Annotated in this window: 16 protein-coding genes; 12 read left to right on the forward strand and 4 right to left on the reverse strand. The window is 32.0% G+C overall.

All coding sequences use genetic code 11. The features are described 5' to 3' along the window. Nucleotides 1-4: 4 nt before the first annotated feature. Together MRU_RS01255 and MRU_RS01260 are read left to right on the forward strand one after the other, a co-directional pair. A complete protein-coding gene (locus MRU_RS01255) occupies nt 5-853 on the forward strand; it encodes a DUF4013 domain-containing protein (RefSeq protein WP_012955042.1) in 849 nt (282 codons plus the stop codon). Nucleotides 854-1084: 231 nt separating this feature from the next. Further along, nucleotides 1085-1882 carry a hypothetical protein gene (locus tag MRU_RS01260; protein WP_012955043.1) on the forward strand — a complete coding sequence of 266 codons (798 nt, stop codon included), beginning with the start codon at nt 1085-1087 and terminating at the stop codon, nt 1880-1882. A 219-nt stretch (nt 1883-2101) separates the two neighbouring features. Here the strand turns inward: MRU_RS01260 and MRU_RS01265 are convergent, their stop codons facing one another. Next, nucleotides 2102-2485 carry a hypothetical protein gene (locus tag MRU_RS01265; protein WP_012955044.1) on the reverse strand — a complete coding sequence of 128 codons (384 nt, stop codon included), beginning with the start codon at nt 2483-2485 and terminating at the stop codon, nt 2102-2104. Nucleotides 2486-2758: 273 nt separating this feature from the next. Here MRU_RS01265 and MRU_RS01270 point away from each other — a divergent pair, with 273 nt between their 5' ends. From MRU_RS01270 to lysS, 6 genes are all read left to right on the forward strand, one after another. Next, complete coding sequence (locus MRU_RS01270; protein ID WP_048812346.1) at nt 2759-3628, forward strand: CPBP family intramembrane glutamic endopeptidase; 870 nt, start codon at nt 2759-2761, stop codon at nt 3626-3628. 167 nt (nt 3629-3795) lie between these two features. After that, complete coding sequence (locus MRU_RS01275; RefSeq protein WP_012955046.1) at nt 3796-4401, forward strand: site-2 protease family protein; 606 nt, start codon at nt 3796-3798, stop codon at nt 4399-4401. 255 nt (nt 4402-4656) lie between these two features. Beyond that, nucleotides 4657-4818, forward strand: a complete 162-nt coding sequence (locus MRU_RS01280) for a preprotein translocase subunit Sec61beta (RefSeq protein ID WP_012955047.1) — start codon at nt 4657-4659, stop codon at nt 4816-4818. A gap of 612 nt (nt 4819-5430) precedes the next feature. Continuing rightward, nucleotides 5431-8994, forward strand: coding sequence for a DNA polymerase II large subunit (gene polC, locus MRU_RS01285; protein ID WP_012955048.1), 3564 nt, complete (start codon nt 5431-5433; stop codon nt 8992-8994). Nucleotides 8995-9610: 616 nt separating this feature from the next. After that, complete coding sequence (gene nrdD, locus MRU_RS01290) at nt 9611-11953, forward strand: anaerobic ribonucleoside-triphosphate reductase (protein ID WP_012955049.1); 2343 nt, start codon at nt 9611-9613, stop codon at nt 11951-11953. 846 nt (nt 11954-12799) lie between these two features. Beyond that, nucleotides 12800-14386: a lysine--tRNA ligase gene (lysS, locus tag MRU_RS01295; protein WP_012955050.1), complete on the forward strand. Its 1587-nt coding sequence runs from the start codon at nt 12800-12802 to the stop codon at nt 14384-14386. 391 nt (nt 14387-14777) lie between these two features. Here the strand turns inward: lysS and MRU_RS01300 are convergent, their stop codons facing one another. Continuing rightward, nucleotides 14778-15635, reverse strand: coding sequence for a hypothetical protein (locus MRU_RS01300; RefSeq protein WP_143714276.1), 858 nt, complete (start codon nt 15633-15635; stop codon nt 14778-14780). A gap of 703 nt (nt 15636-16338) precedes the next feature. Next, complete coding sequence (locus MRU_RS01310) at nt 16339-18702, reverse strand: Ig-like domain repeat protein (protein WP_012955053.1); 2364 nt, start codon at nt 18700-18702, stop codon at nt 16339-16341. 840 nt (nt 18703-19542) lie between these two features. Between MRU_RS01310 and MRU_RS01315 the strand changes: the two genes are divergently transcribed. The 3 genes from MRU_RS01315 (at nt 19543) to MRU_RS01325 (ending at nt 23895) form a co-directional block, all read left to right on the forward strand. Then, a complete protein-coding gene (locus MRU_RS01315; protein ID WP_012955054.1) occupies nt 19543-20460 on the forward strand; it encodes a carbohydrate kinase family protein in 918 nt (305 codons plus the stop codon). A gap of 585 nt (nt 20461-21045) precedes the next feature. Next, nucleotides 21046-22344 (forward strand): phosphomethylpyrimidine synthase, encoded by a 1299-nt coding sequence (gene thiC, locus MRU_RS01320; RefSeq protein WP_012955055.1) that lies wholly within the window; start codon nt 21046-21048, stop codon nt 22342-22344. Nucleotides 22345-22833: 489 nt separating this feature from the next. Continuing rightward, nucleotides 22834-23895, forward strand: a complete 1062-nt coding sequence (locus MRU_RS01325) for an acyltransferase (protein ID WP_012955056.1) — start codon at nt 22834-22836, stop codon at nt 23893-23895. 133 nt (nt 23896-24028) lie between these two features. On the opposite strand, the gene MRU_RS01330 is transcribed toward MRU_RS01325, so the two are convergent. Next, nucleotides 24029-24946 carry a LysR family transcriptional regulator gene (locus tag MRU_RS01330; protein WP_048812350.1) on the reverse strand — a complete coding sequence of 306 codons (918 nt, stop codon included), beginning with the start codon at nt 24944-24946 and terminating at the stop codon, nt 24029-24031. 240 nt (nt 24947-25186) lie between these two features. On the opposite strand from MRU_RS01330, the gene hxlB reads away from it, so the two are divergent. Beyond that, nucleotides 25187-25777, forward strand: coding sequence for a 6-phospho-3-hexuloisomerase (gene hxlB / locus MRU_RS01335; RefSeq protein ID WP_012955058.1), 591 nt, complete (start codon nt 25187-25189; stop codon nt 25775-25777). The last annotated feature ends 432 nt before the right edge of the window (nt 25778-26209 follow it).

Genomic DNA, 26209 nt, shown 5'->3' on the forward strand with positions numbered 1-26209 from the left:
GTTTATGGCTAGCATTACAGACATTATAAAGGAAGGACTTAAATATCCATTCAATGACACTAGAAAGGTATTGATTCTTGGGCTAATATTCCTCATCTCTGGGCTCATTTCCCTTTTCACACAGTATGTGGTTTATGATTCCATGACCCTTATGGTCAATGCCTCCCCATATACCTCAGTTAATGGAATGTTTGCATCAATTCCTCCATCTAATTCAGCTTTAATTTTCCTGTCATGGATTGTAACATTCATTTTGTTCCTTTTCACTTCAGGATACATATATGATGTTATTAAATATGCAATAGATGGAAGATACGAACTTCCAGACTTTGGCAATATATTTGCAATCCTTAAGAACGGATTACGCACATTAATTGTTGGAATTGTTTATTCCATTGTGCCAGCTCTTATATTCATCCTTGGATTGATGCTGATGGTTAATGAGGCTTCAGGTGAAGCTGTAAACATGTTTGGACTTATATTGCTTTTTGTTTCATTTATTGTTGCAATATTCATTTATCTTATTGAAGTCATTGCAATCTCACATATGGTTGAAAATGACAGTCTTAAGTCTGCATTCCAATTTAGTGAGATCTTTGATATAATTTCAAATATGGGCTGGGGAAGATTTATCGGAGCCTTGATATTTGCTTTCATTGTAATTGCAATAATTTCAATGTTCTTTGGAATGATATTCGGAGCAATATCTACTGGAATTGGCATATTGTTCGATTCTGCATTGGTTTCAACTCTTGTTAGTTCTATATTGACTGGTTTGTTATTAAGTCCATATATCAGTATTGCTTTAGGCAGAATGTTTGGATCTGTTTATAAGGAGGCTATTAGTGAGTAATCTTATTGGTTTTAGCTTAGAATTAGTTTAGAATTAATATTTTTGGTTTGGAATTAGTTTATTAGTTTAATTGCTTAGAATTAGTTTAGAACTACTATATTTGGTTTGGAATTGTTTATTAGTTTAATTGCTTAGAATTAGTTTAGAACTTTCAATTTTGGTTTGGAATTAGTTTATTAGTTTAATTGCTTAGAATTAGTTTAAAAATTATAATATGTAAATGGTGATAAAATGAAGTTTAATTCAAGAGTTTTAGGGATTTTATCTCTATTATTTGTTCTTACAATTCTTGTTTCAAGTGTGGGGGCAGCAGAATATAAATTAACAGAAAAAGATTTTAATAATACCTTTAAAATAGGTATTCCAGAAGGTACAGACTTCCAGCAAGATGCATATTCAAATATTGCTGCTGGTAATGTTAACTTTGCAATGAAAGTTTTTGACAATATTGGAAATAATACTGATGGTGTTGTTTCTGTATTGTACTTTAAGGACTCTTCTTCTGATTCAAATCTTATTTCCGATGTGATTGATGATTTAAATAGCAGTGGGGAAGTTGTTGAAGAAAATGACAATTACATCATAGTTAAGAATAATTATGATGCTGAATGGAATGCTCCAGATGCCAGCACATCTTCAGATGAGTTCTGGAGCTTTATCGGTGATTTATGCTCCTCTGGCTCTGATATGAACTTTGGAGATGGTGATTCAAATATCCATCTTTCCGATGATGGAGTTAACATAGAAGATTCTAGTGCAAATGTATCATTTTCCAAAAATGGAATCTATGTTTCTGATTCCGATGGTCAGAATGTTTCCATAAGTTCTGAAGGAGTAAAAGTCTCTGGCGGGTCTTCCAATGAGACAGTGGACGTAAATGCTGATGTGGATTCAGTCATGAATTCATATTCTGAATTTGCAGACTATTCTCTTTGCTTAAAGAATCCTAAAAAAGATCAATTGATTATTATTTGTGGTAATGATTTAGATCTATTAAAGCAAATGGCAGACTCTGCTTCTTTCAAATAGGAATATAATTATTATTTGGATGAATGGGGGTGATGATTCTTTTAAAAGATAATAAAATTCTTATTTGAATTTTATTTTCTTTTATTTTTTTATCCATAGTTTTTTTATTTTTTTTATTTTTCTTCCAAATTATTTTTTTATCCCTAATTTTCTTATTTTCTTTCTATTTTTTCTTATTTTTATTATTTAACTCTTATTTTTCATAATTTCACATATAAATCAATCTAAAGAGATTAATTCTTCAATGGATTTATATAACTCTTCTAAAACAGAATAAACCTTATCTCCCATAATTATTTTAGGCTCCATATTGGCTCCATAGCTATTAATTTCTCGATTGCCATATTCTATTTCTATCTTCCAGGTGAATCCTCCATCTAATGTGCAGCTTTCATAGACTTCCTCCAAGTCCCAAAGGCCTATCTTTTCAACGGCATCCCAAAATTCAATCCACTTTTCTTCATCTATTTGATTTATATCTATTAATTCTGGATTTGGATTATTCACTAAAAGAGTGCCATTCAATAGCTTAATTGACTTTGTTCCATCGATTTGATGAGAATATTTAATTTCTAGCTTTTTTGGAAGATAGTTATTGGACATGATTTCAATCCTTAAAATTTTAATTGCTTTGATTTTTGAGATGATTTTAGAAGTTTTTGAAATGATTTTAGATAGTTTTAGAAATTATTATAGGTAGTTTTAGAAATGAATTGTTTTAAAAAGATAAATTTTTCAAAAAAAAGGGCAGTATAATAAATTTATATATCATTTTATATTAATTAATATATAGACTATTTTATTAAAGTTGGATGAAAATAAATTTAAATTTAAGTTTTAGAAATAAGATGAATTTAGAGGTGTTAAGTGATTAATATGATTAATTTAACAGATTATTTAGATAAACTATCCATAATTAAGGTTCTATCCTTCTTTTTATTAGTTATTTTGGTCTTAACTCTAATTCCAATGATATTTGACTTTCATTTGGGAAGTCTATTTTTTAAATTTATCCTTTATCTTGTAATGCTTCTATTTTTTATTTATAAATTTAATTCTATCTCTAAAAAGAATTCTAGTTCAAATTTTAATTATAATTCAAGTTCGAATAGGGATTCTAATTCAGTAAATAACTCTTCTCTTTCAGATGCTTTTAGAAACGATTTAAACAGCATATTCAAGGTTTCTAAGATTTATCACATTCTATTTATTGTTTTAGCAAACATACTATTTGTATCTGCAATATACTTTGTATTAAGTTATTTGGGATCCATATCCATTATTCAGTTTAATGCCCCTTTATTCGGTGATTTCACTGGTTTAGGCTTTGATGTAACGCTCCTTTACCTTATAACTGTAGTTATCCTATCTCCAATAATCGAAGAGTTTCTCTTTAGAGGAATCTTCTTACGAAGATTCAATCTTGAGCTTGACAATTTGACACTTGCTATCTTGATTTCCTCAGTCTTATTTGGAATTTGTCATAACTTTGGAGGAATATTGGGAGCTATTCTCTTTGGAATCTGCGTTTCCATTCTTTATGTCAAGTCCAGGAATGTATTAGTCCCTATTTTGGCTCATTTCATTAACAATCTCATTTCCTTTTTGCTGGCCCTTATTGGAATAGAGAATTTCATTCATGGAAATAGCATTGTCATTGCTTTAATAATCATTTTGGCCATTATAAGTAATTTTGTGCTCTTTAGAGCTATTGTATTAGAGTGGCCTAAATCTTTTAAAGAATAGCCTTCAGAGCTAGTATGGGAGTGCTAAATCTTTTAAAGAATAGTTTCTAGGGCTTTCTTCATTATGCTATTTTATTATCTTAAACTATTTTTCAAATCCCTATTTATTTTTAATATTTCAAGAATTAATCATAAAGTATATATAAAATATTAGTATAATCTATGTTTATGTTAAAATTTACTGGAAAAGAAATAAGAGATTTAATAATATCATTCATTGTAATTGCTTTGGCATTCTCTATTCTTTATTCAAATCGTGATTTTAATGGAATTCTATTCATATTTCCAATAGTTGCAATAGGAGTAGGTGCCGGATTCATCTTTCATGAATTAGGGCATAAGTTTGCAGCTATGCACTATGGATATTGGGCAGAATATCAATTATGGCCAACTGGACTTGTCATTGCATTGGTAAGTTCCTTTTTCGGATTCATCTTTGCAGCTCCAGGAGCAGTTGTCATATACAGTCAAGGAATGGAAAAGTCTGAGAATGGTTTGGTTTCACTTGCAGGTCCTGCAGTCAATATAGTCCTTGGATTGATCTTTTTAGGTATTTTAAATTCATTAGGTCAGGTCACTGATTATAATGGCTATATCATAGCTTTGATTTGCTTGCTTGGAACTAGAATTAATTTCTTCTTGGCAACATTTAACTTATTGCCTATCCCACCATTGGATGGATCTAAAGTTTTATCTTGGAATGCTCTTGTTTGGATAGTTGCATTTGCCATATCTGTTATATTGCTTGTTGTCTATGGCGGTTACCTTGGATAGGGATTAAATAAAAGATATTTGAATTAAAGAAAAAAGGATCCTTTGCGATAGGAATCATTTTTTCAATATTTTTTCTTTTTAAATTTCAAAAAACTAAAAGTTTTAATATAAGAAATTATAAAAATATATAATACTTGAAAATATGATATGATTATTTTATAGATTTTTATTAAACTAATTTCATATTGATTTAATTATAAAAATTATTGTATAAAATTATTATCTAAAGAATTAAATTATTTTTATTGTGATATTATGGCAAAGAAAGATGATAAATACAGTATGCCTATGAGTGGGGCAGGTTTAGTAAGATACTTTGATGACGAAAGTGTAGGTCCAAAGATAGCTCCAGAATACGTTATTGCTTTAACAGTTATTCTCGGTATCTTTTGTTTCATTTTAAGATACTCCATATAAACAATCTGTTTATATACCTACTTTTTTTATTCTTTTTATCTTATTCTTACTATACTTTTTTTATTTTATTTTTTACTAATTAATAGTCTATTTTAGGTATCTTAATCACTTATTAGTCTATTTTAGGTCTTTTAACTATTTATTAGTCTATTTAGGTTTTTTAATCACTTATTGTCTATTTTAGGTCTTTTAACTATTAACCTTAACATTTTAAGTTTTATTTATTGAACTTCTATTATTTTATATTTATTTGCGCATATTGTTCAATTAAAAAATCTTAAAATTGTTCTGGCCTAAGAAATTATTAGTTTTCAAATGCTCTGGTAATCTTTTTTAAATAGAAATTTTATAATATAATATGCATTTTCAAAAGGTTTTTAAGAGATGAATTTCATTAAAAATAGTATGCTTTTAATTGAAAAATTTCATCTATGAAAAATATTATAAGATTTCAATTCCAATATAATATTAGATGAAATAATAAAAAATTAATATTTTTTTATTAAGATTAAATTTTAAAAAACTGCTTGAAATAAGAATATTCAGCATATAAATGACTTTATATTTATCAATAATTTATGTATACACGTTTATTTTACAAAAGGGATTATAATGGATTCTGGAATGGATTATTTTGAAAGATTGGAAAGTGAAACACAACGTCTCTACGAGATAGCAAATGAAGCAAGATCTAAGGGTTTTGATGTAGAGCTTGAAACAGAGATTCCAGTGGCAAAGGATTTAGCAGAGCGTGTGGAAGGGCTTGTAGGTCCTAAAGGCATAGCTCGACGTATTAAAGAGCTAGAGGCTACTGGCATATCTCGTGAAGAGGTTGCATTTGAAATTGCAGCTGAGATTGCATCTCAAGAGTCTAGCGAAACTGGAGCAAAGCTTGAAGCTGAGAAACAGGCTTTTGCAGATCAAGGCCTTCGTACAGCACTTGCTATCATCACTGAAGGGGTGGTTGCAGCGCCTTTGGAAGGTATTTCAGGTGTAAAGATTAAAAGTAATTCAGATGGCACAAAATATGTGGCAGTATACTTTGCAGGACCTATTCGTAGTGCAGGAGGTACTGCAGCAGCATTATCCGTTCTCCTTGGTGATAAAATACGTGTAGCTACTGGACTTGACAGATTCAAGCCTACCGATGATGAGATTGAAAGATATGTGGAAGAGGTAGAGCTTTACGAATCTGAAGTAACAAACCTTCAATACTCTCCGACTCCAGAGGAAGTAAGGTTTGCAGCAAGAAGCATTCCTGTTGAAGTCAGCGGAGAGCCTACCGACCAGATTGAAGTTTCCCACAGGGACCTTCCTCGTGTAGAGACCAATAACATTAGGGGAGGAGCCCTTCTTGCGATGGTTGAAGGGGTTATTCAAAAGTCCAAGAAAATTCTAAAAATCTCTAAAAAACTCAATTTGGATAGCTGGGAATTTTTAGCAGAGTATGCTAAAGGTATCGGCTCATCTCAAGAGGAAGAAAAGTCAGAAGAGGAAACTGAAGAAATCGTTGAGGAAATCGACGATAATATTATTGATAAGGATGAATTGTTTGCCCATTCAAAATACGCCCACGATATCATTGGAGGAAGGCCTGTTTTAGGATACCCTTCTGAAAAGGGCGGTTTCAGACTAAGATATGGAAGATCTAGAAACACTGGCCTTGCTACAATGGGGGTTCATCCGGCAACTATGGAACTATTGGAATTTTTAGCTGTCGGAACTCAACTTAAGATAGAAAGGCCTGGAAAGGGTAACTGTGTAGTTCCAGTTGATTCCATTGAAGGGCCTACAGTAAAATTAAAGTCTGGTGAGGTTCGCAGATTAGATTCCATAGCTGATGCAAGGGAAGTCAAGGGAAAAGTGGTTGAAATACTCTTTTTAGGAGACATGCTTGTTGCATTCGGCGAATTCTTAAGAAACAACCAGCCTATGTTAGGCTCTTGCTGGTGTGAGGAATGGTGGATTGAGTGCATAAGAAACAGCGACAAATACAAATCATTCTCCAATGACAGCGAGCTTTATGACTATCTTATAGAGAGAGGAATCGATTTAAGCATTGAACATTTCATCTCACATGAAGACTCTTCAAAGTATATGGACTTTGATAGGGAAAGCTTCAATCTTAATTTCCTTGAGAAAAAGCGTTATACTGCCGAAGAGGCCTTTAGAATCTCATATGACTTTAGTGTTCCACTTCACCCTGAATACACATATTATTATAATGACATATCCCGTGAGGACTTGGCTTATCTGAATGAATGGCTAGACACTAAAAGGGATTATCTGTCAACTGACTACTTGAATGGAGAGGATTTAATTCTTGATTTGGCTCCTCAAAAGAGAATCCTTGAGATATTGGGATTGGTTCATAAGCTGATTGATAAAAAGGTAGTCATTGATAGGGATCATGCTTATGCCCTAATGAAAACCGTTGGAAACGGCTCTGCATTAGAAGATAATGATGGGGACTTATCATCTGAAGTTAAAACAATAGATTATTCCAAATACCTTGATGATGACCATTATAAGTCAAAGGTTGTTGACATACTCAACGAAAACATCGACTTTGAGATTATGGATAAGGCTCCATGCTATATAGGCACAAGGGTAGGACGTCCTGAAAAGTCTAAGGAAAGGATGATGCGCCCTGCTCCTCATGTCCTTTTCCCAATTGGAAACAATGGAGGAAGCAGACGTCTAGTGGCTGAAGCTGCCAAAAAGAGAAAAATCAATGTTGAAATTGCAAGAAGACAATGCACAAACCCTGATTGTGGATTAAGCTCATTCATGGCAATTTGCCCTCACTGCGGCGCTCCAACTGAAATCACCAAAGCAAGTCAAAAGGACATTAACCTGTCCACCATGCTATCAAAGGCTTCAAATAACATTGGAGTTCGTAAGGTTGATGAGGTTAAAGGTGTAATTGGTCTTATTTCAGAGGATAAGCTCCCTGAACCTTTAGAAAAAGGTATTCTTCGTGCGAAAAATGGTGTCTTCACATTTAAGGAAGGAACCATTCGTCATGACTCTACAGACTTGCCTCTTACCCACTTCATTCCAAGGGAAATTGGCGTTACTGTTCCAAAATTAATCGAAATGGGATATACTCATGACTGCTATGGACAGGAAATAGTGAGCGATGACCAGATAATTGAACTGAAGGTTCAGGATATTGTAGTTTCAGACAATTGTGGCGATTACCTTGTAGGTGTAGCTAATTTCGTTGACGATCTATTGGAAAAGTATTATGGAATGGACCGGTTCTATAATGTTGAGGACAAATATGACCTTATCGGCCATCTCATTGCAGGTCTTGCACCTCACACATCAGCAGGGGTGTTGGGCCGTATTGTAGGATTCACTAAGGCATTGGGCTGTTATGCACACCCTTATTTCCATTCTGCAAAAAGGAGAAACTGTGACAGTGACGAAGATTCTGTCCTATTGCTTCTTGATGCTCTAATCAACTTCTCCAAATCATATCTTCCTAGTACCCGTGGTGGAAGTATGGATGCTCCTTTGGTTTTATCCACACGTATAGACCCAGAGGAAATCGACGACGAATCACATAACCTGGACATATTTGAACGTTTCCCATTGGGATTCTACCAGAAAAGCCAAGAGCCTTTAAAGCCTGCAGATATGCTGGAATTTGTTGATAATGTTGAAATGCATCTTGGAACTGACAGACAGTATCATGATTTGATGTTCTCACACCATACCTCAAACATTCATGCAGGGCCTAAGGTTTGCCTTTACAAGCGTTTAGGCTCTATGAAAGAAAAGGTGGAGGCTCAAATTCATTTGGCAGAGCTCATCCGTGCAGTAGACCAAAGAGGAGTTGTAGAAGGTGTTCTTTCATCCCACTTCCTGCCGGATATCATGGGAAATTCAAGGGCTTTCTCCAAGCAGAAGGTCAGATGCCCTAAATGTGGCGCCAAGTATAGAAGAATGCCTCTTACAGGCAAGTGCAAATGTGGAGGGGACCTTATTCTAAGCGTTTCCAAGGGTTCTGTTGTGAAATATCTGGAAATTTCCCAGAATCTTGTAAACAGGTATCCTGTTTCACATTATCTTGAGCAAAGATTGGAGATTCAAGAGTTTGGTATCAATTCACTCTTTGAAAGTGATAAATCCAAGCAAAGCTCTCTTGATGTGTTCTTCGGCAAATAAATGTTAGGTATTCTTTATTAGATCTTTTAATCTTTATTAGTTCTTTTAATCTTTATTGATCTTTTAATCTTTATTAGATCTTTTAATCTCCTTTAACGAGGTTTTTAGATTTATTTTTTTATTAAATCTTTTAATCTCATTTAACGAGGTTTTTAGATTTATTTTTCAGTAATTTTTTTACAAGTTATTTAACTGAACTAGTGAAAACTATCAAAGATATAAATTTGTTCGTAACAAGTCGAATGATTTATATACATCTTATGATAAATATTATTTCGTGAAGTAACTAACATTATGTTTGTATACAAACAGTTAATGTGTTTACTAACTTTCGTATGATATCGAACAGATATTATACATCTAATTACATAATTATATTTACTTAAATTAATAATAAGCTCAATTTTATATATTATTTATATTTTAAGTATCATTTTTATAATTATAAAAGCAATTTAATTCTTTAGATTGCATTTAATCTTATAAAAAAAGCAATTGGTGCTGGTTATTTATTTATTGGTCAGATTGCATTTAATTTTATAAAAAAAGCAATTAATGCTGGTCATTTCTTGATTGGTTAAATTGCTTATATGTTTCGATTTAAATCTTATAGATAATGGGTTTAAAAATTAATGAAGGTGTTAAAGTGGAAAATGTGTATAATGTAGAAAATGATATTAGGAAAGCTAAAATCACTGTTAAGAAAAACAACGGTGTCTGTGAAGCTTTCAGTTATGAAAAATTGTTAAAGTCTTTAGTTATGGTTGAAGCCCCATATTTTGAGTCTGAAAAGATTGTTTCAACTGTTGTAGAAAACTTATACGACGGTATCACTACTAAAGAAATCAAGAAGATCGTTTACGAATGCTTAGAAGAGGTTGACTCTGAGGCAGCTAACAAATATCTCGCTAAGACTACCTTGAAGGTACGTTCCTCAAGAGATAAGATTGAACCATTCGACATGGCTAAGATTGCAAGCACCCTTGTAGAGGAAACCGGTGCTTCCCAAGAGACTGCTTTTGAAATCGCATCTGAAGTATGGAAAGAACTTAAAAAGCTCAATGTAGAATACCTCACTGCTCCTATGATTAGGGAAATCGTAAACACAAAGCTTGTAGAGTATGGGCTTGAAGACTTAAGAAGCAGATACACCCGTTTAGGAATTCCTGTTTATAACATTACATCATTGATTGAAAATGGTAACAGAGACAATGCAAACATGATGCATAACCCTGAATCCATTCACAAATATGTTGCTGATGAAGCATTGAAGCAATATGCTCTCTTGCATCTATTGCCATCACACTTGGCAGATGCACACATGTCCGGTGACATTCACATTCACGATTTGGAATTCTTCGCTGGAAGACCATTAAACTGTCTCCAACATGATATAAGGGCATTCATCAAATACGGCCTTAAAGTGGACGGTACAGGTGACCACACTTCTGTAGCTGCACCTCCTTCCCATATGGAAACCTTGATGAACCATACTGGCGAAATCATGCTTGCAGCTCAACAGAACATGTCTGGTGGACAAGCTATGTCCCTTTGGAACGTATTTGTCGCTCCATTTGCAAGAGGAAGAACCTACGAAGAGGTAAAGCAATCCATTCAAATGCTTGTCTACAACTTGAACATGGCTTATGCAGCAAGAGGATCACAAGTTCCATTTACCAGCATGCAATTGGAATTCGGCGTTCCAAACTTCTTAAAGGACGTAACTGCATACGGTCCTAAAGGACAAGTCGTAGGTACTTACGCTGACTTTGAAGATGAAACCAGAATGATTCAAAGGGCATTCACTGAAATCTTGCTTGAAGGAGATTCAGAAGGCAAGCCTCACCTATTCCCAAATACTATCTACACATTACGTGAAGAGACCTTGAATGGTGACTATGATGATGACATGCTCCTTGTTCACGAGCTTTCAGCAAAATACGGATCTTCCTACTTTGTAAACATGTTGCCTGACTACAGAGGTCAAATGGCTAACTATATGGGTTGCAGAACCTGTCTCCAGGACACTTGGACCGGTGACTGGGAACAAGACTGTTTAAGAACTGGTAACCTCGCTTATGTAACCTTGAACATGCCTAGAATCGGTTACCAATCCAATGATGAAGATGATGTATTCGAATACTTAGACAATTATATGGACTTAGCTGTAGAAACCTTGATGATTAGAAGAAAGCAAGGTCTTAACTGCTTGAATAACTTTGACATCCTACCGTTCCTTGACCAAGAGGTTGACGGAGAAACCTATTACAGAATCCAAAACTCAACCTTATCCTTTGGTTTCTGCGGATTGAACGAAATGTTACTTGCATTGTTCGATGAAGGCATAGAAAACCCTGATGCTAACAAGTTCGGTATCAAATGTTTAGAATACATCAATGCAAGAGCAAAAGCATTGCAAGAGGAAACCGGACTCAGATGGTCTGTACTCCAGACCCCTGCTGAATCTACCGCTTACAGATTTGCAACCTTAGATAAGGAACAGTTCGGAGATAAGGCAATCTTGCAAGGTGACAATGGAGCTAACTACTACACTAACTCCTCACATGTCCCTGTAAACTCTGACATTGCATTTGCTGACAAGATCAAAATCGAAGGCCAATACCATAAGCTAACTCCTGGAGGACACATCTTCCATGCATTCATGGGTGAATCCTACTCTGATCCTGAAGCATTGATGAGCCTTACCAATAAGATTGCAAGAAAATCAGACATTGGTTTCTGGGCTTACAGTTCAGCATTCAGTTTCTGCTTAAACTGTAAAACATTGATGAAAGGATTAAGCAACAAATGTCCTTCCTGTGGTGAATCTGCAGATGTAGAATGGTATGACAGAATTACTGGTTACGTACAACAAGTAGGTCATGCTAAATCTGCTAACGGCGGATGGAATGCAGGTAAACGTCAAGAATTAATTGACAGACGTAGATTTGAACAATAAGTTCAATCTACTTAATTTTTAATTTTTATTAAGAATTAATTTTAAGCATTTATATTTTATTTTAATTTTATTTTAATTTTATTTTAATTTTATTTTAATACTATTTTATAATTTTATTTTTTTAAACCATTATGTTTATTTTTTCAAATATTTAATACTGGGATTAATCTTGTTTTAGCCTTAGGAGCAATATGGGATTAAGCTAGTGTTAATATTGAAAAATAATTTTATCATTTTAAAATTTAAGGGTTTTAGCTTTTTTAAGTTAAAACTCTATTTTCCACTTAATAGGGTTCTTTTAGAATCCTATTTAAACCTTTATGGTTTTTTTATTTTCTTATTTTTTTTGATTTATCTCTTATTAGTTCTGGATTGTTTTTATTACTATTTTTCATTACTCTTAGAATGTTTTTTATTATTTTTCATTACTTTTTGAATGTTTTTTTTATTATTTTTCATTACTTTTTGAATGTTTTTTTATTATTTTTCATTATTTCTGGATTGTTTTTATTATTATTTTTCATTATTTCTAGATGTTTTTATTATCATTTATATAATAAATTTTATAAGATCTTTTTCACTTAAGGTCTTAATTAATGAATTTTTGAGTTTTTGCAATTAATTTTTTATAAGATGATAATAAAAATATATAATATGATAAAATATTAACATATTTGCTTAATATTCTATTTTTATAATGATTAAAAATTTAAAAAATATTTTTAATTTTACTTCTAAAAACTTTCAAATTTAATACAAATTAATTGATTGAATTTTAATAATTTGCAATAGAAAAAATAAATTAATTAAATTGAAAGTACACTTTATAATTATTATGGTGAAACAATGAAACATTGGATTGAAAGAATCGCTGATGAATTAAATGAAATGGATGTAGAAAAACATGTCATTGCAAGTGGTACATCTATCTCAGGTTCTATACATATAGGAAACTCTTGCGATGTATTTATAGCAAATGCAATAGGAAAGGCTTTAAGAGAATTAGGCAATGATGCTGAAACCATTTGGATAGCAGACGATCATGACCCTCTTAGAAAGGTTCCTTATCCACTTCCAGAATCCTATGACCAATACCTTGGTATGCCTTATTCCATGATACCATGTCCTGAAGGATGCTGCAAGAACTTTGTAGAACACTTTGAAAAACCATTATTCAATGTTCTTGATGATTACGGCATAGAGATTATTCCTAAATCTGGTTTTGAGATGTATAAAGATGGGTCTTATCTTGAATCAATCAGAATCTCCCTTGAAAAGCATAATGAAATCAAGGCTATCTTTGACCAATACAGAAGAGAGCCTTTGGCAGACCACTGGTTGCCTTATAACCCTATCTGTGACGAATGTGGAAGGGTAAACACCACTGAAGCATATGACTATGACGGAGACATTATTAAGTATAGGTGTGAATGTGGCCACGAAGGTGAGATGGATATAAAATCAGGCAATGGTAAGCTTACCTGGAGAGTTGAATGGGCAGCAAGATGGAAGATCTTTGGAACCACTTGCGAACCATTTGGAAAGGACCATGCAGCAGCTGGAGGATCCTACGATGTAAGTAGCGTTATATCAGAGGAAATCTTTGATTATCCTGCTCCTTATCCAGTTCCATATGAATGGATCACCCTTGACGGTGAAGCGATGAGTAAGTCTCATGGTGTATTCTTCACTCCAGAGCAATGGCTAGAGATTGGACCAGCTGAAAGTCTTAACTACTATCTATTCAGAAGCAAACCAATGAAATCTAAAGACTTTTCACCTAAAATGCCTTGGTTAGACTTTATGGACACTTTTGATAGGGTGGAAAAGGTATTCTACGGCGAAGAGGAAGCTCCATCAGAAAAAGAAGGCAGAAAATTCAAGAGCATTTATAAGATGGCTCAAATCAATCCAGATTCTCCATTACCTTTCAGACCTCCATTTAGGTTCTTGGTAAATGCTTATCAGATTGTCGGTGAAAAGGACCTTGAGAAGATTTTTGCTATTGTTAAAAAGAATTCTCAACTCACTAAAAGCTTTGCAGATAAGGAGTTTGAAGACTTAAGCGAACTTGAAGTGTCTCAATTTAGTGAAAGGGTAGATAATGTAATCGCTTGGTTAGAGAAATATGCTCCTAAATTTGTCAAGTTCCAAGTTCAATATGATTCCATTCCAAACTTGCCTCTTCCAGATGATCAGATTGCATTCCTAAAGGATCTTGCAGACTTAATGGAAGAGAAGGAGTTCTCATCTGCTGAAGAATTGCATGATAGCATGTATGAGATTTTGGAAAGCCATGGATTAAAACCTCAAAAGGCATTCCAAGCTATTTATAAAATGATTCTTGGTCAAAAGCAAGGTCCTAGAGCAGCTTCATTCTTGCTGTCTTTAGATAAGGACTTTGTTGTTAAGAGGTTAAGACAGGAAGCTTAACTCAAGCTTTTTTCGCCTTCGGCGAAAAAACCTTGACCAAAATTTTTTTATGGCTGGGGAGTACCTTGCTCCTACAGTTTTACTTCTTTTTATTCCTATTTTATTTTTTAACTATTCTTTTTATTCTTATTTTCTTATATAACTGTTTTTTTATTCCTATTTTTGTTTAATTGTTATTTTTTCCTTATTTCTCTTTTTAATTTATAAGCTATTTTATAGAAGTTATTTTTGTTCGTTATTATGGGAACTATTTATACGTTTAAAAAGAGTTTTATTAGTTGGATAAAAGTTTTAATGGTTTATTGGTGTAAAAAAAACTTTTATGGAGTTTGGTGTGTAAAAAAAAGAAAAAATGATTAATTAATTGAATAATTAATTAATCTTTAAAGAATTATCTACCAGTAAGCTTGCTAAAGAAACCTTTGCTAGATTCTTCTTCGAGTTGCTCAGTTAATTGTTGGTTTTTGTTTTTAAGAGAGTTGATAGTTTTATCCTTAGCGTTTAATTCGGTGTATAATCTATCATAATCCCTTTTCTTTTTGTCTAAGCTTTCATTAAGATTTTTAATTTCAGCTTCTAATTTAGCAATTTTGCCTCCGACACCATCAATTTCTTTTTGAGCTTCTTCTTGAGTGGCTTTGACTTCTGCATTTTTGCTAGCTACTTCTGCCTTAAGAGAAGGAATGACATTGTCATTTAAGTCTTTGATTTCATCATTTTTCTCTTTGATTTTAGAATCTTTGCTTTTGATTAAGCTTTCTTTTCTGTCAATTTCTGCGTCTTTTTCTTTGATTTCATTTTCCAATTTATCAATTTCAGAATGCAATTGTTCAATTGCTTCCTCTTTTTCTTGATAAATCTTGGTTACTTCATCTTCGTCAGTCTCTTCAGTTGGAATAGCTGCTTTTTTCTCTTCCTCTTCAAGTCTTGCAGTCTCAAGTTCAACAACTAATTTTTCGATTTCGTTTAATCTTACTTTAGCTAATTGAAGACCAGCTCCTTTTTTTGCAACGCTTTCACTTAAGTCTGCATTGATTTCCAATTGATCGAAGTATTTTTTGGTACTTGTTTCCAATGCATCTGTAAGCTCTTCCTTAAGCGCTTTTAACTTTTTGTTGTCTTTTTTTAACTCAGGAATTACCTCATTGGTTAAATGATTTAATTCGCTTGCTTGGTTTTTGAGTTTTGTGTCTTTATCAGCTAATTGCTTTTTTAAAGTTTCAATTTCTTCTTCTGAAATAAAAATCACCATCTCGTTTACATTTCTAATTATCCAATTTATTCAAAAGCCTTATCAGATAATTAGGAGTTTTTCCAATCTTTTTACTACTTATTTAACCATCTAATTAATATTCATTAGCCTTTCATCGATAATTTCATTATTCCTTCAATAATTAAGGTAATTATATTGGGTTTTGAAAATTGAAAAAATTTTAACAAAAATTAATTTTTCCAGACAGCTAAACTATTTATAAATTAGAATTTCTAATAATCTATAGATAAATATAAGTCAGTTACCATTTATAAATTTTAATATTTTTTTATAAACAATTATTAATTTAAATAATTATTTTTATTTGTTTTGTAATGAGTTTTGGTATGGTTTTTTTTAGTTGTTTGGGGATTTGTTTGTTTTGTAATGAGTTTTGGTATGGTTTTTTTTAGTTGTTTGGGGATTTGTTTGTTTTGTAATGAGTTTTGGTATGGTTTTTTTTTAGTTGTTTGGGGATTTGTTTGTTTTGTAATGAGTTTTGGTATGGTTTTTTTTAGTTGTTTGGGGATTTGTTTGTTTTGTAATGAGTTTTGGTATGGTTTTTTTTTAGTTGTTTGGGGATTTGTTTGTTTTGTAATGAGTTTTGGTATGGTTTTAGTTAATTAAATCATAATTTAATGGATTTTGAAAAAATAGATTAAAAAAAAAATAAATAATAAATGAATAAGAGTTTATTCATTTATTTTACAACTTTAATTTTTGTATTAAAGACAGTGGCCCCATAGGTCTTAGTGGATGCGTACTGACTTTTAATTGTATAGCTGCCTAATTTTACACTTACCTTTAATGTAGCCTGTCCTTTGCTATTGGTTGTTTTTGTATAGGTCTTTTTATTTAAAGTGAATTTCACTTTAGTGTTCTTTATGACCTTTCCATTAGCGTCCTTAAATGTTGCTACGAAATTAGAGTTTTTGCGTATCTTAGTAGACTTTGCCTGCATCTTTGTTGTCTTTACAGTTACCTTGACTGTCTTTGAAGATCCTTTGTAGTAGTCATCTCCTCCAAATGAAACCTTTACATTATATGTGCCGACCTTTAGATTGATGTTGAATGTAGCGGCTCCATTTGCATTTGTTGTCCTTGTGTAAGTGTTTTTTCCAATGGTGAATTTGACTTTTTTGGACTTCATTGCTTTCTTATTATTGTCAAGCAATTTGACAGTTAATTGGCTGCTGTTCTTATAGTATTTTACAAGGTTTTTAGCGCTTATTGAAGTGCTGTTCTTTAAGACAGTGATTTGCACTGTAATGTTTTTGTTTTTGTATTCTGGGTCCTTGAAAATAATGTTTGCAGTGTATTGGCCTGGCTTTAATCCGATATTCTGTTTAACGATTCCGTTTTCGTTTGTTGTCTTATTGTATGTTTTTCCTAAAAGTTCTATGCTTATAGTTTTATTGGAAAGAGGATTATTGTCGCCATCTGTCAGTTTTGCTTCCAATTGGCTTTCATTTTTGTAGTATTTGGTCAGATTGCTTGTGCTAAGATTTGATTCCTTTTTCTGGACAACTGGAATTTCAATGATTTCATTGGTGATTTGTGCATAGACAGCATTGACACCTTTCACTGGGATGTAATTGTAGCTTGCTGTACCATTCTTTAAAGTTTTTGTTGCAATGGTCTTTTTATTGTCGTCGAAGAATTTAACGGTTAATGGTAGGTTTATATCCTCATTATATTCGTATATTTCTTTTGTATCGTTGTCAAAGTATTGCTTAATGCTTACAGTCAATGTGTTCACTTCATCTGCTGAGATGTTTCCATTGCTTGATGTGAAAGTCATCATAAGCCATCTTGAAGCGTTTATTTGACCTGGATCCTCATTATTGCTGTGAGGGGAATAGTAGTAAGAGCTTATGTTGTTTTGGCCCCACCAGCAGTATTGGACTGTAGCGTTGTCATCCAATGCAATATCTCCATAGAAAACGTTCTTTTGGATGTAGTTATTGGTTATTGCACAGTTTATCATTGTAATCTCTGCATCTTGGAAGTTGTTTGTGACTGCTCCGTGGTTTCCTGCATTGTTATAGTCAAAGATTGTATTGTAGACCTCTGTTACGACATGGTGTCCGCTTGGAGGTGCAAGTATTGCTCCTGCATAGAATCTTACTCTGCAATTGAAGAAAAGGCTGTTGTTTATAAACATGTTTCCGTGATTGCTTATTGCCCCTGCTGTATAGTTTGTGGTCTGGTTTATGAAACTGCAGTTGTTGATTGTTGCGTTTCCTAAGCTGAGAAGCGCTGCTGCTGAATATATCGCATGATTATTGAGGAAATCTGTATTGTTGAGGGTTATTGTTCCTCCTGCTGCTATGCTTGCTCCCACACCTTTTTCAGCTGTTAGGGTGTTTTTCTCGAAAACTGAGTTCTGGATGTTTGTCACTCCAAGTGTATAGATGGCTCCTCCATATTGTATTGCGCTATTGTTTAAAATGCTTGAGTTTATGATGGTCAATCTTCCTAAATTGTTGTAGATGGCTCCTCCATAGTAGTTTCCATAAGAGTTTTTGATTGTAGAGTTGATTATGGTCAATTGTCCGCCTTCATTTATGATGGCTCCTCCATAGTCGCTTAGGTTGCCGTCCTTATATGCATTTGTTAAAATAAGTCCGTTTAAGCTTAATTTTGCGCTGGAATTCATGATGAATAGCTGTGCCTTGTCTTCACCGTCGATTATAGTGGAATCTTCTCCATAGATGCTTAAGCTTTTTCCTATGCTTATGTTTTGGTTATTCTCTCCATTGTAAGTTCCGCTGGATAGGTATATGATTGAATCATCATCTGCCTTGGATACTGCATGTTTTATGCTTTGGTATGGGCTTTTTTCACTTCCGTCTCCTGAATCGTCACTGCCGTTTGTGGATACGTATATTGATTTGGATTCAGATAATTGGCTTTTGTCGCCTTTGCTTAAGCCATCATTAATTGCTATATTGTCGTTGATTTGATTTGATGCTGTGAATTCATTAATTAATGAATTATCATTAATATCGCTTGATATTGAATTTTCACTAATAAATGAATCATCAGTTTCAATATTTGACAATTCGCTAGCATTAATGGTGCCTATTAAGCTAAATGCTATTAAAATACTTATTAATATAATTAAAAATTGATATATTTGATTTTTAGTCTTAATAGTTTGACCTCCTATATGGAATGTTTTTATATTCGAAATTTATACAATAACTCTTTTTATTATTTTTACTATATATGTTTTATTTATATTCTTATGAGTTAAAACAAATGTTTTTAGTTATGATTTGTTTAATTAAGTTAATTTGATTAATTTTTTTATAGTTTTAGGACGATTTTTTGATGATATCTTATTGCATATGGTTTTATGAGGTGGCTTATTTTTTATAGCTTTATTTTTTGCATATGGTTTTTATCATATAGCTTATTTTTTATAGTTTTTATAAATTTTTAGAGATCTTTTATTAATTGAACATTTTTCAATTGTTTTTCCAAATATTAGTTTTCAAATGCTAGCACAAGTTTAAATTATTATATTGTATATATAGAATATTGAAATTAGATTGGAATAATTTTTTAAAAATTTTTTCATATGAGAATCCTAATTTTTATTAATATTTTCCATATAACAAATGTTAATAAAAATCATTAAATATTGGATTGTTCTAAAATAATAATGTTGTAATTTTTCTAAAAAAAATTTTATAAACAGCTTTAAAACATATTTTATTTATAATTTAAAAAAGAGTTTTAAATGGTTTAATTTATCATTTTATTAAATTTTACTATTTAAATCATTATTTGAAGAATTTTAATATTTAATTTTTAAAAATAATTATTAATCGATTGCTGTTTATTTATTTTAAAGATTATTTCAATTAACAGTTAAAAACTAGAAAGGATGATTTGATTGACTATTAAAAAAGACTTATTAGCGATAGGACATACTGCATTGGATTATATAATCACAGTAGATGAATTTCCAAAGGCTAACAATTCAGCTCCTATGAAGACCATGCTAAACTTGAATGGGGGAGCTGCAGCTAATGTGGCTATGATTGGCGCAAGCCTTGGATTGAAATCTGGATTGGTATCCGCTGTAGGTAAGGAATTTATTGACTCTCATTATCATAAGGAAATGACCAGATTAGGTGTTGACACTGAAGCGATGATTATTTCAGAGACTGAAAACACACCTACTGCTTTTGTTATGACAAATAAAAATCAGGACCAGATTAGCTATTTCTACTGGGGAGCAGGTAAGGATTTCCATGATAGTGAAGTTCCAAGGGAAAAGATAAAGGAATTTAAGGCAGTTCATTTGGCAACTGGAGATCCTCATTTCAATTGCAAATCTGGAATCGTTGCAAAGGAAGAGGAAAGATTGGTTTCATTCGATCCAGGTCAAGACCTTGGAATGTATAGTCCTAAAAAGCTTAAGGAAGTCATTAGCAATTCAAACATTCTTTTTGGAAACCATCATGAAATCAAAAGGATTCAAGAGTCATTGGCTGTTGACATTAACGGTTTGATGGAATTAGGTCCGGAAATTGTTCTTACAACTTGCGGTAAGGAAGGAAGCATAATCTATAGCCTTGATGAGGGCAAGTTTGAGATTGATTCCATCTATAGGCCTGCAGTTGATCCTACAGGTGCTGGAGACTCCTATAAGGCAGGATTCCTATCCCAATTTATTAATGGAAAGACATTAGAGGAATCTGCTAAGTTTGCATCTTCTGTTTCATCCTTTGTTGTGGAAAAGCAAGGATGTCAAACAAACATGCCTAGCTATGAAGATGCTTATAATAGAATGATGGACTTTTATTAGGTATAATTGATTGTTATTAATTAATTTGCCCTAAACTTCTTGATTTTTATAATAATGCTTAAATGATTGATTTTCAATCATTTCTTTTTTTTCTTTGTTTTTATCAAGCAATTTTTCATTTTAATTTTTTTTCTATTTTTCTGTTTTTTATTTTTATTGAATCATTTTTTGCTTAGTTTTTGGTTTTGTGTTTTTTTTATTTTTATTGAAAATTTTTTGCAAAAATTAAAAAAGGCTTCTTTTAAAAAAATTGTTATAATAAAATATATTTGAGAAGTGTCAAAACTATTTGATAAAAACCGATTTTTATGTCTTTATTTGAAAAAATAAGCATAAATAAATCGATAAGTTTATAATATAAAAAAATATAATATTTAAATATAAAATCAAGGCCGATAGAATTAAATTAATATTTATTTAACTAAAATATATTTTAGTTTTTCATATAAAGCATTTTTTAAGAAATAAATTAATATTTTAGTTTTTTTTAAACATACTCAATTAAATAACTTATAATTAATTTCTATTGATTTTATAATCATTTGGCTATAATTTTATAATTTATAATTTTTATGGAGAGGGAAAATGACACAGATAAGCGATGCAAAAAAAGGCATATTAACTGAAGAAATGAAACATGTTGCAAAAATCGAAAATGTTTCAGAAGACTTTATTTTAAGATCCGTTGCAAACGGTACTATCGTAATTCCAAGCAATGTACACAGAGACATTGAAGCATCAGGTATTGGTGCAGGACTTAGAACAAAGGTCAACGCAACTGTTGGAACTTCAACAGACATTGTAAACTTTGATGAGGAAGTATTGAAGGCACAGATTGCAATTGACCATGGTGCAGACTGTCTTATGGAATTAAGTATCGGCGGAGACTTGGATGTAATAAGAAGAAGAGTTCTTGACATGTCCCCATTGCCTGTAGGATCTGTACCTGTCTATCAGGCTGCTATTGAAAGCATTAGAGAACATGGCTCTGTAATTTATATGGATGAAGATGATTTATTCGGCGCCATTGAAAAGCAAGCTAAAGACGGTATTGACTTTATGGCTGTTCACAGCAGTATCAACATTGAAACCTTGACCCGTCTTAAACGGCAAGGACGTGTAACTGGTCTTGTATCCCGTGGAGGATCCTTCATGTCTGGTTGGATTGTAGAGAATGAAAAGGAAAATCCATTATATGCTAACTTTGATTATGTATTGGAAATTGCAAAGGAACATGATGTTGTACTTTCCCTTGCAAACGGTATGAGAGCTGGTTCCATTGCTGACTCTACTGACCGTGCTCAAATCCAAGAATTGATTATCTTAGGAGAATTGATTGACAGGTCCCGTGAAGCTGGAGTCCAATGTATGATTGAAGGACCAGGTCACATTCCTATCAATGAGATACCAACCAATGTTATGATTCAAAAGAAAATGTGTTCAAACGCTCCTTTCTATATGTTAGGACCTATTGTATGTGATGTGGCACCTGGATATGACCACATTGTATCTGCAATCGGTGCAGCATCTTCAGCCAAAGCCGGAGCCGACTTCATCTGTTATGTAACCCCTGCTGAACACTTGGCGCTACCTTCCCCTGAAGATGTGAAAGAGGGAGTTATTGCAACTAGAATAGGAGCATATGCAGGTGACTTAGCTAGCGGTCAAATAGATGGTTCCCAAGACCTTGCAATGGCTGAAGCAAGGAAAAAACTAGATTGGGAAGCTCAATATGAGTGTGCAATGTTCCCTGGCGCTGCACGTGCAAAAAGAGACCAAAGACCTCCTGAAGAGGAAGACACTTGTACAATGTGCGGTAACTACTGTGCTGTAAAGATTGTAAATCAATGGTTGGATCAGTCTGATTCTGATCTTATTAAATAGACAAGCTTTTTGAGCCTTCGGCTCAAAAACCTTGACCAAAATTTTTATTTAACTTGGGAGTGTCTTGCTCCAAAGTTATTTCTTTTTTTACTACACTTTTTCTATTTTTGTTAATATTTAATTTTCATTCTTAATTCTTTTATTCTATTTCTCATTTAATAGTTAATTCTATTTTTTCTATTTTTGTTAATCTTAAATTTTATTCTTAATTCTTTTATTCTATTTCTCATTTAATAGTTAATTCTATTTTTTCTATTTTTGTTAATCTTAAATTTTATTCTTAATTCTTTTATTCTATTTCTCATTTAATAGTTAATTCTATTTTTTCATTCTTTTTGATTAATTTTACCAAAAATTACTTATGTTTATATTTTTAGATATAAAATTAATAAATTAATTTCTTATTTTTTTATTGGAGGTCTTTTTCTGTATAATTTTAATGAAAACACTAATTCTAATCCTAATCCCCCTGCTAAACGCATATTTTATTTGGATGCATTAAGGGCATTAGCAATTATCTGCGTAATTGCCATACATGCTTACGCATGCTCAAGGAATTTTGTTATTAGCGAATTGGTGGGAAACTTACCTTCATTGAATTGGATTATTATTCAATTTTCAGGCAATACATTTAGAATAGGAGTAGATTTGTTTTTAATGTTGTCTGGTGCTTTATCTTTAGGTAGGGATTGGAAGATGAAGGACTTCTTTGCTCATAGATTCCCTAGAATAGTATATCCATTTTTATTTTGGAGCATCCTCTTAGGAACCATATTTCTTCTATTGTCATATTATGATTCATTTAATGTGATAAGCTCATTTGATTTGGTTTCAATAGCCAATTACTTCTATGGAGTATTTATGGGAATTATTGATTTCGCTAAGCCTTATTGGTACTTTTGGATGATTTTAGGGATTTATCTGATAATGCCTGTATTTAACAAATGGATTTTGCATTCTGATTTGGATGATCTTCTTTATTTCTTATTCTTCTGGCTTATAACATGCTTGTTTGACTATACATTAGGAGTTGAATTTCCAATCAGATTGTCATACTTTACAAGTCCGATAGGTTTGGTGGTTTTAGGCTATTATTTAAGATATACAAGGAGAATAATTCTAAATAACCAATATTTTGCATTATTTTTGATTATTTTCTCAAGCCTATTGATGCTTGTCCTTTCGGCCATTTATTCAACAGACACTCATTTCTATAATTTTAATATATATTCCATTTTAGTCAGCATGGAAGTTATAGGAGTGTTCTTATTGTTTAAGAATTTCTATAAGTTTAATTTAAATATAGGGTTCTTCTCAAGGCCTGATGGATTCTTTAATAAATCAGTTTATGCTTTGGCCAGGTATAGTTATGGCATATTTCTGATTCATAATGCATTTATATGTGTGTTGGTGCACTACTTGGGCAATACAGGCATTCCGCCAGTCTTATATATGATTATATTGTTTGTTGTTTCTTTACTCTGTTCGGTGATTGTAATGGCTGTATTAAGTAGGATTCCTTATTTGAATAGGGTGATTGGTGTTAAATAGCAATTTTTTGCTATTTTAACTCAATGATGTATGGATAGCAAGTCATTTTTGATGATTTGCTCATATATTTCTTATTTTATCAATTATTTATCTATTTTTTTTATGCTATCTTTTTTTAGGCTATCTTTTTTCATTATCTTGTTTTCCAAGGTTTCATAGGAACAAATCCTTGTTCTCCTATTTGACTTTGCCCGTCCATAAGTAAATATTCCATTAAATTATAAATGTCTTCCTTTTCATCATTGCATTGAACTAAGCTAATTACGTGACGGGTTTCATTTTTCAATATTTCATTTCCATTGAAATAGCTTGCATTTAAAAATGTATAATACTCGTCTGAGTTTTTAACTATCTTAAATGCATCAAATTGGGATTTTACTTCTTTTACTATATTGAATGGAATGTTTTCCTGTTTTAGAGTACTCCAAGCTAGCCTTTGGGCACTTCCCTTAACTCCAATGAATTCCAAATCGCTAAGGTCTCTTATTTTTTCTATAGGCTTTTCCTTTTTTGGGGAGATTAAGACAAGATGGTCATAGGCTATTGCTGTAAAGTTCAAGTCATTTTCAAATGCAAGCAATGGATCGTCTAATGCTAAAATGTCAATCTGATTGCTTTTTGCAAGTTCATAAGCGCTTTCATCGTCACTGCTGTAGATTAATGTCTTAAAGGGCAAGTCGTAGCTGATTGCTTGAAGCAGGCCTGTTATGATGTGGCCTCCTGCAATGACAATCTCTTCTCTGTCTTCAAGGCGATTCTTATATTTGTGGTATGCATTAAGCAATTCATAGCCTTTTGGACTTAATTCAGAGCCTGAACCTATTGTAACAACTAATTTTTCACCAAGTTTGTCTTCAGCATTTTTTATTCTTCTATTTAAAACAGAATGGGCTATTTTCAATTCTTTTGCTGTTTTTCTTTGAGAATATGTTCGAGATAATGATTCTAAGGTTTCAAATAGTTTATGATTAAAGGATATTCCATTGATTGTGATTCCAATTTCCGGTTCAATGATGGCTTTGCCCTTTTCATTATCAGTATTCTCTAGCATAATATCCCTCATTAAATAATTTTATATATTCAAAATAATATAATATTATTATCGAAATATAATTAATTTTTTTAAAAGTTTTTTAGAAAATTTTTGTTTTTTCTTATTATTTCTTTGAATTTAAATTTGTTCTAATATGAATTTATTTATATTTTGTGTTTATTATAATTTTTTAATCGATTATTGTTAAAGAATTATTTTTTCATTTTTAAGGTATAATTAATTTAGGTAGAGATTAAAATGGAATATATGAAAGACGCTATAGAAGCAATTTTAGATAATATACGTGATGCTGAAGACTATTTAGTTGAAGAGGATGTTGCTACATTTATTGATATTATAACCTCTTGTGAGAATATTTTTGTAACTGGTGCTGGAAGATCCGGTCTTGCAGCTAAAGCATTTGCTATGAGATTGATGCATTTAGGATTAAGTTCCTATGTTGTAGGGGAAACCATTTCTCCAGCTATCAATGCTGATGACTGTATTTTAGCTATCTCTGGTTCTGGAGAGACCAATACCATTGTAACTGCAGCGAAAATCTCCAAAAACAGAGGGGCTAAGGTTTTAGCTTTAACAAGTTATCCTGAAAGCACTTTAGGTCAATTGGCAGATTGTGTTATTCTTGTAAAAGGTAGGACAAAAGTTGAAGCGGATGATGAAAACTATCTTAAAAGACAAATCAAGGGAAATTATACTTCCTTAACTCCACTTGGAACTGCATTTGAATTGACTTCATTGGTTTTCCTCGATGGTATGGTTTCTGAATTGATGAATGCTATGGGAAAAACTGAAGCTGATTTGAAATTAAGGCACACTGTCTTAGAATAGTTGTTCTTCTTATTTCTTTCATTTTTTCTATTTTTATTTATTTAACTTATTTTAGTCTTTTTTTTATTTATTTAACTTTTTTTAGTCTTTTTTTATTTATTTTACTTTTTTTAGTCTTTTTTCTATTTTTTTCTGGTTTATTTGGTCTTTTTTTTATTTTAGTTTATTTTAGTCTTTTTTCTATTTTTTATCTGGTTTATTTTGGTTTTTTTATTTGCCTTCTTTTATAAGTTTCAGTATTCTTATTCTATTTATTGCATCGATTTGTCCTATTTTATTATCTTTTTTTAGATATTATATCAATATGAATAAGTTTTCTTAATCGTAAAAGCTCTAATTGGCCCTTTTTATTAATTTATTTCTTATTCTTCGAATTTTAGAAAATTATTTATATTATTGAAATGAAAAATATTTCATGTTATACATATAATT

Origin of the sequence: Methanobrevibacter ruminantium M1 (assembly GCF_000024185.1) — an archaeon.
GTDB classification, from domain to species: Archaea; Methanobacteriota; Methanobacteria; order Methanobacteriales; family Methanobacteriaceae; genus Methanobrevibacter; species Methanobrevibacter ruminantium.

Excerpts from the sequence above, each read along its gene's own strand:
- MRU_RS01330 (WP_048812350.1), bottom strand. The coding sequence starts at position 24,946 with ATGCTAGAGAATACTGATAATGAAAAGGGCAAAGCCATCATTGAACCG.
- MRU_RS01280 (WP_012955047.1), top strand. The coding sequence starts at position 4,657 with ATGGCAAAGAAAGATGATAAATACAGTATGCCTATGAGTGGGGCAGGT.
- thiC (WP_012955055.1), top strand. The coding sequence starts at position 21,046 with ATGACACAGATAAGCGATGCAAAAAAAGGCATATTAACTGAAGAAATG.
- hxlB (WP_012955058.1), top strand. The coding sequence starts at position 25,187 with ATGGAATATATGAAAGACGCTATAGAAGCAATTTTAGATAATATACGT.
- MRU_RS01275 (WP_012955046.1), top strand. The coding sequence starts at position 3,796 with ATGTTAAAATTTACTGGAAAAGAAATAAGAGATTTAATAATATCATTC.
- MRU_RS01255 (WP_012955042.1), top strand. The coding sequence starts at position 5 with ATGGCTAGCATTACAGACATTATAAAGGAAGGACTTAAATATCCATTC.
- polC (WP_012955048.1), top strand. The coding sequence starts at position 5,431 with ATGGATTCTGGAATGGATTATTTTGAAAGATTGGAAAGTGAAACACAA.
- MRU_RS01260 (WP_012955043.1), top strand. The coding sequence starts at position 1,085 with ATGAAGTTTAATTCAAGAGTTTTAGGGATTTTATCTCTATTATTTGTT.
- MRU_RS01270 (WP_048812346.1), top strand. The coding sequence starts at position 2,759 with ATGATTAATTTAACAGATTATTTAGATAAACTATCCATAATTAAGGTT.
- nrdD (WP_012955049.1), top strand. The coding sequence starts at position 9,611 with ATGGGTTTAAAAATTAATGAAGGTGTTAAAGTGGAAAATGTGTATAAT.
- MRU_RS01265 (WP_012955044.1), bottom strand. The coding sequence starts at position 2,485 with ATGTCCAATAACTATCTTCCAAAAAAGCTAGAAATTAAATATTCTCAT.
- lysS (WP_012955050.1), top strand. The coding sequence starts at position 12,800 with ATGAAACATTGGATTGAAAGAATCGCTGATGAATTAAATGAAATGGAT.